Origin of the sequence: Streptomyces marianii, from assembly GCF_005795905.1 — a bacterium.
Taxonomy (GTDB): domain Bacteria; phylum Actinomycetota; class Actinomycetes; order Streptomycetales; family Streptomycetaceae; genus Streptomyces; species Streptomyces marianii.
Genome location: NZ_VAWE01000001.1, coordinates 6,788,293 through 6,803,875 on the forward strand (window position 1 = coordinate 6,788,293; position 15,583 = coordinate 6,803,875).

Here is a 15,583-nt window from a genome sequence, read left to right on the forward strand (position 1 = left end):
CGGAAGGGGGCGGGGCGTCAGCCGCCGTACGCGCCGGAGGCGGTGAGCCGCAGCGCCGTGTCGATCAGCGGGACGTGGCTGAACGCCTGCGGGAAGTTGCCCACCTGACGCTGCAGCCTCGGGTCCCACTCCTCGGCCAGCAGCCCGAGGTCGTTGCGCAGCGACAGCAGCTTCTCGAACAGACGGCGTGCCTCGTCCACCCGCCCGATCATCGCCAGGTCGTCGGCGAGCCAGAACGAGCAGGCGAGGAACGCTCCCTCGTCGCCCTCGAGTCCGTCGACGCCGGCCTCGTCGCCCGCCGTCGGGTAGCGCAGCACGAAGCCGTCCGGTGTGGACAGCTCCCGCTGGATCGCCTCGATGGTGCCGATGACGCGCTTGTCGTCCGGCGGCAGGAAGCCCATCTGCGGGATGAGCAGCAGCGAGGCGTCGAGTTCCCTGGAGCCGTAGGACTGCGTGAAGGTGTTGCGCTCCTTGTCGTAGCCCTTCTCGCAGACGTCGCGGTGGATCTCGTCGCGCAGTTCGCGCCAGCGCTCCAGCGGACCGTCCGCGTCGCCCGACTCGATGAGCTTGATCGTGCGGTCGACGGCGACCCAGGCCATCACCTTGGAGTGCACGAAGTGCCGGCGCGGACCGCGGACCTCCCAGATGCCCTCGTCCGGCTGGTCCCAGTGGTCCTCCAGGTACCGGATCAGCTTCAGCTGGAGCACCGAGGCGTAGTCGTTGCGCGACAGACCCGTCATATGGGCCAGGTGCAGGGCCTCGGTGACCTCTCCGTAGACGTCCAGCTGGAGCTGGTTCGCCGCGCCGTTGCCGACCCGTACCGGGGCGGAGCCCTCGTAGCCCGGCAGCCAGTCCAGCTCCGCCTCGCCGAGCTCCCGCTCCCCGGCGATGCCGTACATGATCTGCAGGTTCTCCGGGTCGCCGGCGACGGCGCGCAGCAGCCACTCGCGCCAGGCCCGGGCCTCTTCGCGGTAGCCGGTGCGCAGCAGCGAGGAGAGGGTGATGGCGGCGTCGCGCAGCCAGGTGTAACGGTAGTCCCAGTTCCGGACGCCGCCGATCTCCTCGGGCAGCGAGGTGGTGGGCGCGGCGACGATGCCGCCGGTGGGCGCGTACGTGAGGGCCTTCAGCGTGATCAGCGAGCGGATCACGGACTCCCGGTAGGGACCGTGGTACGTGCAGTGCTCGACCCACTCGCGCCAGAAATCCTCGGTGGCGTCGAGCGACCCCTCGGGGTCGGGCAGCGCCGGCGGCTGGTGGTGGGACGGCTGCCAGCTGATGGTGAAGGCGAGCCGGTCGCCGGGGGAGATCGTGAAGTCGGAGTAGGTCGTCAGGTCCTGGCCGTAGGTGTCGGCGGGGGTGTCCAGCCACACCGAGTCGGGGCCCGCGACGGCGACCGTGCGGTTGTCCACCTTGTGCACCCAGGGCACGACCCGGCCGTAGCTGAACCGCATCCGCAGGGCCGACCGCATGGGTACGCGCCCGCTGACGCCCTCCACGATCCGGATCAGCTGGGGTGCGCCGTCACGGGGCGGCATGAAATCCGTCACGCGGACCGTGCCGCGTGGCGTGTCCCACTCCGATTCCAGGATCAGCGAGTCGCCCCGGTAGCGGCGGCGGCTGGCCGCGGGCGGCTCCGTGTCCGCCGGGTACGCCGGCCCGAGGCGCCAGAATCCGTGCTCCTCGGTGCCGAGGAGACCTGCGAAGACGGCATGCGAGTCGAAGCGGGGGAGGCACAGCCAGTCGACTGTGCCGTCCCGGCAGACCAGGGCAGCGGTCTGCATGTCTCCGATGAGTGCGTAGTCCTCGATGCGCCCGGCCACGTGGATCTCCAGTCGAACGGCCACGTCCGCCCAGCGTGGCACTTACTGCGGTCAAGGGGGTCAATCGGTCGATGACGAGCTCGCTCCGGGAAGGGTGTCCCACCCAGGCGAAACTGTGAGGGAAGGGCGGGGGTGTTGCCGTTCACCGGCCTGGCTCGGCAGCGATATTCCGAATCAAGTGTCCGAGCAGGATACGACGCACCCCGGTGATCCGCGCGACGCTCTCGACAATGCATCGCGGCCGAACGGGTGAGCGCCTGGTGAACCCCGGTGGAGCCCGCTGAAGGCCATCATGCCCTGTGTGGCCGGAAGCAGTCTCCCCCGGGCGCTGATACCCTGGTAGCCCGTGGACCGGTGGTGCCCCCACTAGGGATGGCGGCCCCCGAACCGCAGCGACGGCACCCCAGGTGATTCCCGGATGTTCCCCGTGGGGCGCCGTTACGCACAACCACCTCGCGACCACGGGAGCCCCCTCTTGGCCATGCCGGCTCGATCCTCGACATCTACGACGACCAAGCACATCTTCGTCACCGGGGGTGTCGCCTCCTCCCTCGGCAAGGGCCTGACCGCCTCCAGCCTGGGCGCGCTCCTGAAGGCGCGGGGCCTGCGGGTCACCATGCAGAAGCTCGACCCGTACCTGAACGTCGACCCGGGGACGATGAACCCGTTCCAGCACGGTGAGGTGTTCGTCACGAACGACGGTGCCGAGACCGACCTGGACATCGGCCACTACGAGCGTTTCCTCGACGTGGACCTCGACGGCTCCGCGAACGTCACCACCGGCCAGGTGTACTCGACCGTGATCGCCAAGGAGCGGCGCGGCGAGTACCTGGGCGACACGGTCCAGGTGATCCCGCACATCACCAACGAGATCAAGCACCGCATCCGCCGCATGGCCACCGACGACGTCGACGTCGTGATCACCGAGGTCGGCGGCACCGTCGGCGACATCGAGTCCCTGCCGTTCCTGGAGACCGTGCGCCAGGTCCGCCACGAGGTCGGCCGGGACAACGTCTTCGTCGTGCACATCTCGCTGCTGCCGTACATCGGGCCGTCCGGGGAGCTGAAGACCAAGCCGACCCAGCACTCGGTCGCCGCGCTGCGGAACATCGGCATCCAGCCGGACGCGATCGTGCTGCGCGCCGACCGCGAGGTCCCCACCGCCATCAAGCGCAAGATCTCGCTGATGTGCGACGTCGACGAGGCGGCCGTGGTCGCCGCCATCGACGCCAAGTCGATCTACGACATCCCCAAGGTGCTGCACACCGAGGGCCTGGACGCCTACGTCGTGCGCAAGCTCGACCTGCCGTTCCGCGACGTCGACTGGACGACCTGGGACGACCTGCTGGACCGAGTGCACAACCCCGACCATGAGGTCAGTGTCGCGCTCGTCGGCAAGTACATCGACCTGCCGGACGCCTATCTGTCGGTGACCGAGGCCATGCGGGCCGGCGGTTTCGCGAACAAGGCCCGGGTCAAGGTGAAGTGGGTCACGTCCGACGACTGCCGTACGCCGGCCGGCGCGCACAAGCAGCTCGGCGACGTGGACGCGATCCTGATCCCGGGCGGCTTCGGCGAGCGCGGCGTCGACGGCAAGGTCAGCGCGATCCGGTACGCCCGCGAGAACAGGATCCCGCTGCTGGGCCTCTGCCTCGGCCTGCAGTGCATCGTGATCGAGGCCGCCCGAAACCTGGCCGAGATCCCCGACGCCAACTCCACGGAGTTCGACGCGGGCACCGCACACCCCGTCATCTCCACGATGGAGGAGCAGCTGGCGTATGTGGAGGGCGCGGGCGACCTCGGCGGAACGATGCGCCTCGGTCTCTACCCGGCGAAGCTCGCCGAGGGCTCCATCGTCCGCGAGGTCTACGCGAACGAGCCGTACGTCGAGGAGCGCCACCGGCACCGCTACGAGGTGAACAACGCCTACCGCGCGGAGCTGGAGAAGAAGGCGGGCATCGTCTTCTCCGGAACCTCCCCGGACAACAAGCTCGTGGAGTACGTCGAGTACCCGCGCGAGGTGCACCCGTACCTGGTCGCGACCCAGGCCCACCCGGAGCTGCGCTCCCGCCCGACCCGTCCGCACCCGCTCTTCGCCGGCCTGGTGAAGGCGGCCGTGGAGCGGAAGACCGCGGGGCAGGGCGCAGGGCACAAGACGGGCAAGTGAGGCAAAGGCGTTACGGTGGGCCGGGGCACGGAACGGGACGGTTCCGAGCCCCGGTTCCGGCGTTTGGGAGGACGCACATGACCATCAAGGACACCCCCGAGGAGTGGCGGGTCACCGCGACCGCGACGCCGTTCACGGGCAACAAGACGAGTGTCCGCACCGACGACGTGGTCATGCCCGACGGCTCGGTCGCGCGCCGTGACTACCAGGTGCACCCGGGATCGGTGGCGGTCCTGGCGCTCGACGAGGACGGCCGGGTCCTGGTGCTGCGCCAGTACCGGCACCCGGTGCGGCACAAGCTCTGGGAGATCCCGGCCGGGCTGCTCGACGTCCCCGGCGAGAACCCGCTCACCGCGGCCCAGCGCGAGCTGTACGAGGAAGCGCACGTCAAGGCGGTCGACTGGCGGGTCCTCGCGGACGTCTACACCACACCGGGCGGTTGCGACGAGGCCGTACGGATCTTCCTGGCCCGTGACCTTTCCGAGGCGGAGGGCGAGCGCTTCCAGGTCTCCGAGGAGGAGGCGGACATGGAGCTGGCCCGCGTCCCGCTGCAGGACCTGGTGCGCGGCGCACTCGCCGGCGATCTGCACAACAACTGCCTGGTGGTGGGCGTCCTCTCGCTCACGGCCGCCCTCGCGGGCGACGGCCTGGACTCCCTCCGCCCCGCCGAGGCCCCCTGGCCGGCCCGCCCGTTCGAGGCGTAGGCACCGCACGGCCGGGGCGCAGGCACCGCTCGGTCCCGGCGGCGCTCCCCGGCCCGGGAGCGCCGCCGGGACCGCAGGTCCCCGTGCACGGCCTGCACGGGGTGGTGTGACCATCCGCTCATCCGATCGAGGGATCCTCCCGCCGCGCGCCGCCGCGCTCTCCCCGTTTCGGCGAGATGCCTGAATTACGCTCGGAGCGCCCCGCCCGGGCACCCGGCGCGGGTTCGGCTCGTACGGTGGCGGACTGGGGAGCGTGGCCCGTGACGGATCAGGCGGTGGACTTCGAGGAACCCTCGTCCGAGAGCCGCCCGTCGCAGGCAGGGCCCCTGTCCGGGGAGCGGGACGGTCATGGGACCGTTGGCCCTGTGGGTGGGCAATTCATCGGGCGCCAGCGGGAATTGAAGGCACTGCGGGCCGACATCGAACGGGCCGGTCTCGACACGATCTCCGGGCGCAAGGCGCCTCGCGCCCGGGTGCTGCTCGTCGCGGGGCGGCCCGGCTCGGGAAGGACCGCGCTCGCCGCGGAACTGACGCGGCGGCTGGCGGACGAGTACCCGGACGGGGTGCTGTGGGCGAGGCTCAGCGAGCCCGGCGGCGAACCGGTCCCCACCGACCGCACCGCCCGCGGACTGCTGGAGGCGCTCGGCGTCGGAGCACCGGCCGGCGCCGGAGAGGACCTGCTCACCGAGATGGTCCGCGAGGCCCTCGCGGTGCGGCGGTGCGTGCTCGTGCTGGACGACGCCGCCGACGCGGAGCAGGTGGACCCGCTGCTGCCGGACAACCCCGAATGCCTGGTCGTCGCCGTCTCCCAGGGACCGCTCACCGGGATCCCGGACGTGCGGCCGTGCACCATCGGCGGCATGGACGCCAAGTCGGCGATCGAGCTGCTGAGCCGTTTCACCGGCTCGGTGCGGGTGACCGTCGACCCTCAGGCCGCCGAGTCGCTGGTCGAGCAGTGCGGCGGGCAGCCTGCCGCGATGGTGCTGGTCGGCGGCTGGCTCGCAGCCCGCCCCAAGGCCTCCGTCGCCGACGCGACCAAGCGGCTGAAGGGACTGGCCGACGATCCGGAGGCACCCGTCGGGGCCCGGCCGCTGGCCCGGGCCTTCCGGCTCGTGCACGACTCGCTCCCGCAGTCCGCGGCACGGCTGCTGCGGCTGCTCGCTCTCGCCCCCGCCGGGCGGGCGGACGCGCACACCGCGTCCGCGCTGGCCGGCTGCTCGGTCTCGGCGGCCCGTTCGACCCTGGAGGACTTCGCCGCGCTCGGGCTGCTGCACGCGGCCGCCGGTGCGGGTGAGGCGGTCGAGCCGGTGGGGAGCCGGCAGTACGAGGTGCCGGGGTGCCTCGCCCCGCTGCTGCTCGCGCTGGTGACGGAGGAGGAGCGGCCCGCCGAGGTGCAGCTCGCCCGGGCCCGGATGCTGGAGCGGACCGTGCGGCTGCTGCAGTCCTGCCGCGCAGTCACCGAAGCGGAGGGCTCAACGGCCCGCAAGAAGCTCGCGGGGCTGCCGCGCGCCCTCCGCTTCTCCGGGCCCGGCGCCGCCGCGGCGTGGCTGGAGGAGCGCCGGCCGGCGCTCCTCGGGGCCGCCCGGATCGCGGTGGCCGACGGAGAGCTGGACACGCTGGCCCGGCGGCTGATCGCCGCGCTCGTCCGGGCGCTGGTCGCCCACCGCGGCACCGAGTCCGCCGCCCCCGAGCTCTACGGGCTGCATCAGCTCGTCCTGGACGTGGCCGTACGGCGTGAACTGCACCGGGAGCAGGCCGCCGCACTGCTGAACCTGGCCGACCTGGACGCCGGGACGGGCCGGACGGAGGAGGCGTTGGCGCGGTACCGGGCGGCTCTGGACGCGGGACGCCGCGGAAACGACCCGCACGCCGCCGCCAGGGCGATGGAATCCGTAGGCGGTGCCTACCAGGAGCTCGAGGACTGGGAGCGGGCGGCGGACTGGTACGGGCGGGCCCTCGCCCAGCGCCTCGCCCGGGGAGAGCGCGCGGACGAGGCCCGGCTGTACGGCCGGCTGGGCGGTGCGCACACCTACGCCGGGCGGTACGGGGAGGCGCTGCGCAGCTGGCGCGCGGCCGCGGCCGGATACCGGCGCCTCGGCGATCTGCCCGGTCACGCGCGGGCGTTGAGCGAGGCGGCCCGGGTCCAGGAGTACGCGGGGCGCCCGGAGGAGTCGCTGCGCACCTGCGAGGAGGCCGTGGCCTGGGCTCGCAGGGCCGGGGACCTGCGGCTCCAGGCCGCACTCCAGCTGCGGCTGGCCGACACGCTGGACCGCCTCGGCGACGCCGCCGCTGCCGGACTGCACCGTTCTGCCGCTGAGCGACTGCTGGGAGGCGATGGATCCGGCCTACGAAATCCGTAGTGTTCTCGTCGGAGAAAGTTGCTTTGCAAGGCTAGACAGCTGGAAGTCCTTCATTAGACTGGCTCTGCCGGGTGTCGCCCCGGTCCATCCGATACGCCCGGCGTATCCGGGTAAGTATGGAATTGCATCAGAATCCCCCTGAGTCAAGGACCGTGATCGACGTGAAGGTCGGCATCCCCCGCGAGGTCAAGAACAACGAGTTCCGGGTGGCCATCACCCCCGCCGGCGTGCACGAGCTCGTGCGCAACGGCCACCAGGTCTTCATCGAGGCGAACGCCGGTGTCGGCTCCTCGATCACGGACGAGGAGTTCGTCGCCGCGGGCGGGCGGATCCTGCCCACCGCCGACGAGGTCTGGGCCACCGCCGACATGGTGCTCAAGGTCAAGGAGCCCATCGCGGAGGAGTACCACCGCATGCGCAAGGACCAGGTCCTCTTCACCTACCTGCACCTTGCCGCCTCCAAGGAGTGCACGGACGCCCTGATCGAGTCAGGCACCACCGCCATCGCCTACGAGACGGTCGAGCTCGCCAACCGCGCCCTGCCGCTCCTCGCCCCGATGTCCGAGGTCGCGGGTCGGCTGGCCCCGCAGGTCGGCGCCTACCACCTGATGCGCCCGGCCGGCGGCCGCGGTGTGCTGCCCGGCGGGGTCCCGGGCGTGACCCCGGCCAAGGCCGTCGTCATCGGCGGTGGTGTCTCCGGCTGGAACGCCACGCAGATCGCCGTCGGCATGGGCTTCGAGGTGACGCTGCTGGACCGCGACATCAACAAGCTGCGCGAGGCCGACAAGATCTTCGGCACGAAGGTCAAGGCCGTCATGTCCAACTCCTTCGAGCTGGAGAAGGCCGTCCTCGACGCCGACCTCGTCATCGGCGCGGTTCTCATCCCCGGCGCCAAGGCGCCGAAGCTGGTCACCAACGAGCTCGTCTCCCGGATGAAGCCGGGAAGTGTCCTTGTCGACATCGCGATCGACCAGGGCGGCTGCTTCGAGGACTCCCGTCCGACCACGCACGCCGAGCCGACCTTCCGGGTCCACAACTCGGTCTTCTACTGCGTCGCCAACATGCCCGGCGCCGTGCCCAACACCTCCACGAACGCGCTCACCAACGCCACGCTCCCCTACGTCGTGTCGCTGGCGAACAACGGCTGGGTCGAGGCGCTCCGCCGCGACCCGGCGCTGGCCAAGGGTCTCAACGTCCATGAGGGCCAGGTCGTTTACAAGGAGGTCGCCGAGGCGCACGGCCTCGAGACCGTCGAGCTGAACACGCTGCTCGGCTGACGCGCGACGACAACCGACCGCCCTGTCAACCGGGGTCGTCAACATCACGTATCCGGCCGGACCTTGAGGAGCAGGGTCCGGCCGGACGCGTGTCCGGCCGGCGCGGGCCGCTCGTTCAACTCGCCTTGAACGTAACCCTTCAACCGATTCGCACACCGTCGAAAGGCGCGGAACGGCCGCTGTGCACCCTTGACAGCGGGAGGTTCGGTTGCCGACACATCGGGCCGGGTCCGGCGGATTGTGTTGCTGCGGACCGGTGACACGCCATAGAGTCGCCAACCGTCGGCATGGTGCCACGCTGACCTATCGATAAGTTTCCTGGTCACGTCCAAGGAGGTAAGACGACTTGTGAATGAGTCGACATTTTCTCCCGGGGGTGGCCGCCCAGGAGTGCTCCCGGTGCTGCGCCCCATGGGCGTGGAGGTACCCCCGACGCCGGGCCAGGCGCCCTCGTCCGGGCCCGAAGCTGTCGGCTCCGTCGCTGTCCGTACCTTCGCGACTCACCAGCACATGACGACGACAGCCCACACGATGAAGATGATGGACGGCCAACACGTGAACGCCATGGCCGGCAACGAGAGTGGCCGAGAGTCCACCCACTTCGCCGACTACGACGAGGTGCCCGAGGGGCACTTCTACGACCCTGACGCCGAGTACGAGCCCGATCCGGAGTACGCGGCCACGCTCGCGCCCGACGCGGCCCGCCAGCGCCGCGAGCGCATCGGCCCGACCGGGCGCCCGCTGCCGTACTTCCCGATCCCCGGCCCGCTCACCGACCACGGCCCCGCGAAGATCATCGCGATGTGCAACCAGAAGGGCGGCGTCGGCAAGACGACGTCGACCATCAACCTGGGCGCCGCGCTCGCGGAGTACGGACGCCGGGTGCTGCTCGTCGACTTCGATCCGCAGGGCGCCCTGTCGGTCGGCCTCGGTGTGAACCCGATGGAGCTCGACCTCACCGTCTACAACCTGCTCATGGAGCGGGGCATGTCCGCGGACGAGGTCCTGCTGAAGACCGCCGTGCCCAACATGGACCTGCTGCCGAGCAACATCGACCTCTCGGCGGCCGAGGTCCAGCTCGTGAGCGAGGTCGCCCGCGAGTCGACGCTGCAGCGCGCCCTGAAGCCGCTGATGCAGGACTACGACTACATCGTGATCGACTGTCAGCCGTCGCTCGGCCTGCTGACGGTGAACGCCCTGACGGCAGCCCACAAGGTGATCGTGCCGCTGGAGTGCGAGTTCTTCGCGCTGCGCGGCGTCGCCCTGCTCACCGAGACGATCGAGAAGGTCCAGGAGCGGCTCAACCCGGACCTGGAACTCGACGGCATCCTCGCTACGATGTACGACTCGCGCACGGTGCACAGTCGCGAGGTGCTGGCGCGGGTGGTCGAGGCGTTCGACGACCACGTCTACCACACGGTCATCGGGCGCACGGTGCGCTTCCCGGAGACGACCGTCGCCGGTGAGCCCATCACGACGTACGCCTCCAACTCCGTCGGCGCCGCCGCCTACCGCCAGCTCGCCAGGGAGGTGCTCGCCCGGTGTCACGCCGAGTGAGTCTGCCCGGAGCCGACGAGCTGTTCCGAACGACCGGGGGCATGGGGCTGCAGTCCTCGTCCCCGAGGCGGGGGCAGGCGGGGGCCAACGGCGAGGCGCGGGTTCCGGCGCCGGCCGGTGAGAGCGACCCGGTCGAGTCGCCTCCGGCCGCGTCGCAGCCCCCGCGGCCGGGCTCGTCCGGAGCGGGCGCCCCGGTGGCCTCGGAGGAGCATTCCCCGGCCGGTGAGGCGGAAGCCGCGGAACCCCGGAGCCGCGCGGCGGACGGCGACCAGCCGGCCGCGCCGAAGGGGCGCCGCCCGCAGGAGGCGGCCGCCCCGCGCCGCCGGGGGCGCGCGGCGAGTCGCCGGCCGAGCGGCCGGGAACGGCACGACGAGAAGATCACGGTCTATGTCTCGGCCGAGGAACTCATGGACCTCGAGCACGCGCGGCTGGTGCTGCGCGGCGAACACGGACTGGCCGTGGACCGCGGGCGCATCGTCCGCGAAGCGGTGGCGGTCGTCCTGGCGGACCTCGAGTCCCGGGGCGACGCGAGCATCCTGGTGCGGCGCCTGCGCGGTCGCTGACCGGGTAGCCTGCGCGCGACGTTCCCTCCGCTCACTGGACCACGATGCCGCCGACCGACCCCGCCGCACCCCGGCCTCCGGACCGCCCGCCCCGTCGCACGCTGGGCCGCGGCCCGGGGACAGCCCCCGCACCGTCGGCGGACCCGGCACCGGAATCCGGCGTCGCCCACGAGCGGCCCACGGAGGCCGAGTCGGGCCCCCGGGCCCCCGGTTCCGCTCCGGGCCGCTCGGACCGTCTTGGAGGGGCGTCTTCCGGCCCGGGACGGACCCTGCCGGCCCCTCATGACGGTGCGGTCGGCGACGACGGGCCCGGGGCGGTGTCAAGCGCACCCGAGCCGGGCAGGGAGCCCGGGCACGACCCCGATTCCGGGGGCGACGGCTCCGCCACCGCGTCGGCCGACGAGCCCACGGCACCGGCCCCGGCCTTCGCTCCCGTTCCCGATGGCGGTGCCGCCGAGCCGGCGGCGTCCGATGAGGACGCCGATGCCGCCGGCAGTCCCTCGACCGGTCCCGGTGGCACCACCGACGCGCCCGAGTGCGCGCGGACGGCGCCCGCGCCGGGTGGGCGGGTGTCCCAGAACGAACCCCCTGTCCCGGCCACGGGTCCGGTCGGTGGGGGAGAGGCCCCCGGGCCGGGCCGCGAGCCCGCGGCACCGGTCCCGGCCTTCGCTCCCGTTCCCGATGGCGGTGCCGCCGAGCCGGCGGCGTCCGACGAGGACGCCGATGCCGCCGGCAGTCCCTCGACCGGTCCCGGTGGCACCGCCGACGCGCCCGAGTGCGCGCGGACGGCGCCCGCGCCGGGTGGGCGGGTGTCCCAGAACGAACCCCCTGTCCCGGCCACGGGTCCGGCCGGTGGGGGAGAGGCCCCCGGGCCGGGCCGCGAGCCCGCGGCACCGGCCCCGGAACGCGCCGCACCGGGCTCCGAGTACGGCCCCGGCCGGCTGCGGGAGGGCACCGCCGGCGCGGGCGGCGAGCCGGGTACCCGCACCTCCGTGTCCGTCCCGGCGCGGGCCGAGGCCGACCGCGGCGCCGACCTTCCGGCAGACCCCGCGGGCCCCGCAGGCGCACACGGCCTGGACGCGGGTCCGCCCCCCGCGCTCGCCTCGACGGCGGCCGAGGCCCCCGGCGCCGTCGCGGCGGCCGGATCCGGTGCCGGCGTATCCGTGGCCGTCCTCGGGGGCACGGTCCACGACACCGCCGCCGAGCCGGCCGGATCCACCGAGCCCCACAGGCCGGCGGCGGGGACCGTCGCGGAGCCCGTCGAAGACGGGCGGTTCACGGTGCGGCTCGCGAACTTCGAGGGCCCGTTCGACCTGCTGTTGCAGCTGATCTCGAAGCACAAGCTCGATGTCACCGAGGTCGCCCTCTCCAAGGTCACCGACGAGTTCATGGCGCACATCCGCGCCATGGGACCCGACTGGGACCTCGACCAGACCACCGAGTTCCTGGTCGTCGCCGCGACCCTGCTGGACCTGAAGGCCGCCCGGCTGCTGCCGGCCGCCGAGGTGGAGGACGAGGCGGACCTCGCGCTCCTGGAGGCGCGGGACCTGCTGTTCGCCCGGCTGCTCCAGTACCGCGCTTACAAGCAGGTCGCGGAGATCTTCAGCAGCAGGCTCGACGAGGAGTCGCGGCGGCACCCCCGCACCGTCGGCCTGGAGGACCACCACGCCGAGCTGCTTCCCGACGTCGTCATCAGCATCGGCGCGGAGGGCTTCGCCAAGCTCGCGGTCAAGGCGATGCAGCCCAGGCCGAAGCCGCAGGTGTACGTGGACCACATCCACGCACCGCTCGTGAGCGTGCGCGAGCAGGCCGAGGTCGTCGTGGGCCTGCTGCGCGAACGCGGCAGGGCGAGCTTCCGGGAGCTGACCGACGGGGTGACGGACACCCTCACCGTGGTCGCCCGGTTCCTCGCCCTGCTGGAGCTCTATCGTGAGAGGGCCGTCGTCCTGGACCAGGAGGACGCCCTGGGGGAACTGGTGGTCACCTGGGCCGGCGGCGAGGCCGGCGCGCACGTCACGGACGAGTTCGACCGGACCCCCGAGAGCATGGAGGACAAGGCGTGAGCGACGCCCTCGAACAGCCCGCCGTGTCCGGGACACGTACCGCGGCCGTGTCCGGGACCCGGCCCGCCACCGCGCCCGGGGAGGCCCCCGCGGACCGGCCGGCCGTCAAGCCGGCACTCGAGGCCGTTCTCATGGTCGTCGACGAGCCGGCCACCGAGGAGCACCTCGCCAAGGTCCTCGAGCAGCCCCGCCGCGCCGTCGCCGACGCCCTGCGCGAGCTCGCGGACGAGTACACGGTCCAGGGCCGCGGCTTCGAGCTGCGGCTCGTCGCCGGCGGCTGGCGCTTCTACACCCGCCCCGAGCACGCCGCCGCCGTCGAGCGCTTCGTCCTCGACGGCCAGCAGGCCCGGCTCACGCAGGCCGCCCTGGAGACGCTGGCAGTCGTCGCGTACCGGCAGCCCGTCAGCCGCTCCCGGGTCTCTGCGGTGCGCGGAGTGAACTGCGACGGCGTCATGCGCACCCTCCTCCAGCGCGGTCTGGTCGAGGAGGCGGGCGCGGAACCCGAAACAGGTGCGATCCTGTACAGGACGACGAACTACTTCCTGGAGCGGATGGGCCTGCGCGGTCTGGACGAGCTCCCCGAGCTCGCGCCGTTCCTCCCCGAGGCGGAGGCGATCGAGGCCGAGACCCAGGAGGGTGTCCCGTCGTTCGATCCGGACGCCCCGGACACAGACGCAGACGACACGACGACGACGGAACTTTGATGCGAAGCAGCGGCAGGAACAGCAGCGGACGCGGCGACTACCGGGGTGCCGGTGGGGGCGCCGCCCGGTCGAGGAGCGGGGGGCAGCGCGACGACAAGCCGAAGCGCGCGGGCAAGCCCCGTCCCGAGGAGCGCCGCTACGACGTCGGGGGCTCGGCGTCCGACGGCCCGAAGAAGGGGCGCGGCGCGGCCGCCCGGGGCGGCGCCAAGGGAGGTCCGAAGCAGTCCCCGCAGCGCGGTGGCGGGCGTACGGCCCCCGCCCGCTCCCGTGAGTACGAGGCCCGTGCCGAGGAGCGCAACCGCGAGCGCTACGCGAACAAGCCCCGGACCAGCACGCCCAAGACGTTTCCGGGTGCCGAGCAGGAGGGCGAGCGGCTGCAGAAGGTGCTCGCCCGCGCCGGCTACGGTTCGCGGCGCGCCTGCGAGGAGCTGATCGACATGGCCCGTGTCGAGGTCAACGGCGAGATCGTGACCGAGCAGGGGTTGCGCGTCGACCCGGCCAAGGTCGAGATCAAGGTCGACGGGCTGACGGTCGCCACGCAGTCGTACCAGTTCTTCGCGCTCAACAAGCCGGCCGGAGTCGTTTCCACGATGGAGGACCCGGACGGCCGTCAGTGCCTCGGGGACTACGTCACCAACCGCGAGACCCGGCTGTTCCACGTCGGGCGGCTCGACACCGAGACCGAGGGCATCATCCTGCTCACCAACCACGGCGAACTGGCGCACCGGCTGACGCACCCGAAGTACGGCGTGCAGAAGACCTACCTCGCCGCGGTCCAGGGCCCCCTCCCGCGCGAGGTCGGCAAGCGCCTCAGGGAAGGCATCCAGCTGGAGGACGGGTACGCCCGAGCGGACCACTTCCGGGTCGTGGAGCAGACCGGCAAGAACTACCTCGTCGAGGTCGTGCTGCACGAGGGCCGCAAGCACATCGTCCGCCGCATGCTGGCCGAGGCGGGTTTCCCCGTCGACAAGCTCGTACGGACCGCTTTCGGCCCGATCGCGCTCGGCGACCAGAAGTCCGGCTGGCTGCGCCGGCTGAGCAACACCGAGGTCGGCATGCTGATGAAGGAAGTCGGGCTCTGACACCTGCCGTTCCCCGGCGGGGAGCACCGGGGAACGCCTTTCCGCCGTCTTCCCGCAGGCCGTGAGCGGCGGCGGGCGGCCGGCACCTCGGGCGCCCGGGATCCGGGCGCCCGCCCGCCGTCCTCAGCGGCGGGTGCCGGCCGTCCGCGCCCCGCGGGTCAGGCGCTGTCCCGGGGGCCGTGGGTCTGGAGGAACAGCACGGGCCCGCCGCAGAACCGGCCGCCGTCGGCCATGTCCAGCAGGGCGCCCAACGCCTTGGCCGTGTAGACGGGTTCGAGGTCCAGCCCCGCCCTCTCCACGGCCAGGCGCCGGGCCTCCAGCGCCCGCGGCGTGGGATGCCCGTAGCCGGGGCCCAGCCAGTCCCGTACCAGCGTCACGTCGTCGGGTGCGACCGCCTCGCGGGGCAGGTCCGCTCCCCGTGCGCGCAGCAGCCGTTCCGTCCGCCCGGCCAGGGCGGCGACGGTGCGGGCGTCGAGCCGGAGGGTGTCGTTGACGACCACGCCGACGACCCGGGTGCGCCCCAGGCCGGCGAGCCGGAGGCCGAGGGCGAGCCCGGCCGCGGTCCCTCCCGAGCCGACGGCGGTCACGACGTGGGACGGCTCGGGAAGAGCGCCCGCGGCCACCTGCTCCGCCAGTTCGAGCGCCGCTTCCACACAGCCGAGGGTGCCGACCGGGGACGAGCCGCCGGCGGGCAGGAAGTACGGCAGGTGCCCGTGCGTCGCATGGCGCAGGAAGAGCCAGGGCGCGACGGTGATCGTCCGGGCCTTCGTGCGGGTGAAGTGGAGGGTGGCACCGGAGCGGCGCAGCCGATCGAGCTGGCGCCGGACATGGTCGTCGGCGGGCTGGTCGATCAGGGCGACGGCCGTCCGCAGTCCCCGTTCCCCCGCGTAGAGGGCCGTGGCCAGGCCCCAGTTGGTGCCGGTGCCGCCCACCGTGAGGATCGTGCGGGCTCCTCGGCGGCGCACGTCGGGGAGGATCCACTCCAGCTTGCGGACCTTGTTTCCGCCCCAGCCCCCGGAGCCGTACCCGCTCTCGTCCTTGCACCACAGGGGGATCGGGCCGGTGAGACCGGCCAGTTCGCGCACGGGCGTCGGCCCGTCTCCGAGCGGCTCACGGGGCAGTGTCCCGGAGAGCTCGGGGAAGCGCCGGTGCAGCAACGGCCCGTTCATTCCGGCCTGGTCCCTTCGTCGGTGTGTTGCCCGCGCGGCGGTGCCCGCGCCGGACGCCGCTTCCCAGCCTTGCGTCGTTGTGCTTGTCGGGCCACCCCTTCCCCCTTTATAGTCATA

General features: G+C 72.5%; 11 protein-coding genes. 9 read left to right on the forward strand and 2 right to left on the reverse strand.

Annotated features, from left to right (window positions below; translation table 11 throughout):
• Positions 1-17: 17 nt before the first annotated feature.
• On the reverse strand, positions 18-1,820 hold the full coding sequence (locus tag FEF34_RS30750; RefSeq protein ID WP_138057825.1) for a glycoside hydrolase family 15 protein: 1,803 nt from the start codon (positions 1,818-1,820) through the stop codon (positions 18-20).
• Positions 1,821-2,301: 481 nt separating this feature from the next.
• Here FEF34_RS30750 and FEF34_RS30755 point away from each other — a divergent pair, with 481 nt between their 5' ends.
• The 9 genes from FEF34_RS30755 to FEF34_RS30795 all read left to right on the forward strand — a co-directional run bounded on the left by FEF34_RS30755 (position 2,302) and on the right by FEF34_RS30795 (position 14,297).
• A complete protein-coding gene (locus tag FEF34_RS30755; RefSeq protein ID WP_138056073.1) occupies positions 2,302-3,987 on the forward strand; it encodes a CTP synthase in 1,686 nt (561 codons plus the stop codon).
• Positions 3,988-4,064: 77 nt separating this feature from the next.
• Entirely contained in the window at positions 4,065-4,691 is a 627-nt protein-coding gene (locus FEF34_RS30760; RefSeq protein WP_138056074.1) for an NUDIX domain-containing protein, read from the forward strand.
• Positions 4,692-4,951: 260 nt separating this feature from the next.
• Positions 4,952-7,051, forward strand: a complete 2,100-nt coding sequence (locus FEF34_RS30765) for a tetratricopeptide repeat protein (RefSeq protein WP_138056075.1) — start codon at positions 4,952-4,954, stop codon at positions 7,049-7,051.
• Between the two features lie 161 nt (positions 7,052-7,212).
• Positions 7,213-8,328, forward strand: coding sequence for an alanine dehydrogenase (ald, locus tag FEF34_RS30770; RefSeq protein ID WP_138057826.1), 1,116 nt, complete (start codon positions 7,213-7,215; stop codon positions 8,326-8,328).
• A 411-nt stretch (positions 8,329-8,739) separates the two neighbouring features.
• Entirely contained in the window at positions 8,740-9,885 is a 1,146-nt protein-coding gene (locus FEF34_RS30775; protein WP_138057827.1) for a ParA family protein, read from the forward strand.
• The gene (locus tag FEF34_RS30780) at positions 9,882-10,448 is read left to right on the forward strand and encodes a hypothetical protein (protein ID WP_138057828.1); all 567 of its coding nucleotides are present in this window, start codon (positions 9,882-9,884) and stop codon (positions 10,446-10,448) included. Before FEF34_RS30775 ends, FEF34_RS30780 begins: the two co-directional genes overlap by 4 nt.
• Positions 10,449-11,440: 992 nt before the next feature.
• Entirely contained in the window at positions 11,441-12,511 is a 1,071-nt protein-coding gene (locus tag FEF34_RS30785; RefSeq protein ID WP_407698365.1) for a segregation and condensation protein A, read from the forward strand.
• A gap of 131 nt (positions 12,512-12,642) precedes the next feature.
• On the forward strand, positions 12,643-13,215 hold the full coding sequence (scpB, locus tag FEF34_RS30790) for an SMC-Scp complex subunit ScpB (RefSeq protein ID WP_234043270.1): 573 nt from the start codon (positions 12,643-12,645) through the stop codon (positions 13,213-13,215).
• Positions 13,215-14,297, forward strand: coding sequence for a pseudouridine synthase (locus FEF34_RS30795; RefSeq protein WP_138056076.1), 1,083 nt, complete (start codon positions 13,215-13,217; stop codon positions 14,295-14,297). The genes scpB and FEF34_RS30795 overlap by 1 nt, the downstream gene beginning before the upstream one ends.
• Positions 14,298-14,455: 158 nt before the next feature.
• On the opposite strand, the gene FEF34_RS30800 is transcribed toward FEF34_RS30795, so the two are convergent.
• Complete coding sequence (locus FEF34_RS30800) at positions 14,456-15,466, reverse strand: 1-aminocyclopropane-1-carboxylate deaminase/D-cysteine desulfhydrase (protein ID WP_138056077.1); 1,011 nt, start codon at positions 15,464-15,466, stop codon at positions 14,456-14,458.
• Positions 15,467-15,583 lie beyond the last annotated feature (117 nt).

Coding starts and splice junctions, on each gene's coding strand:
- FEF34_RS30775 (WP_138057827.1), top strand. CDS start 8,740: ATGGGCGTGGAGGTACCCCCGACGCCGGGCCAGGCGCCCTCGTCCGGG.
- FEF34_RS30755 (WP_138056073.1), top strand. CDS start 2,302: ATGCCGGCTCGATCCTCGACATCTACGACGACCAAGCACATCTTCGTC.
- FEF34_RS30760 (WP_138056074.1), top strand. CDS start 4,065: ATGACCATCAAGGACACCCCCGAGGAGTGGCGGGTCACCGCGACCGCG.
- scpB (WP_234043270.1), top strand. CDS start 12,643: ATGGTCGTCGACGAGCCGGCCACCGAGGAGCACCTCGCCAAGGTCCTC.
- FEF34_RS30795 (WP_138056076.1), top strand. CDS start 13,215: ATGCGAAGCAGCGGCAGGAACAGCAGCGGACGCGGCGACTACCGGGGT.
- FEF34_RS30800 (WP_138056077.1), bottom strand. CDS start 15,466: ATGAACGGGCCGTTGCTGCACCGGCGCTTCCCCGAGCTCTCCGGGACA.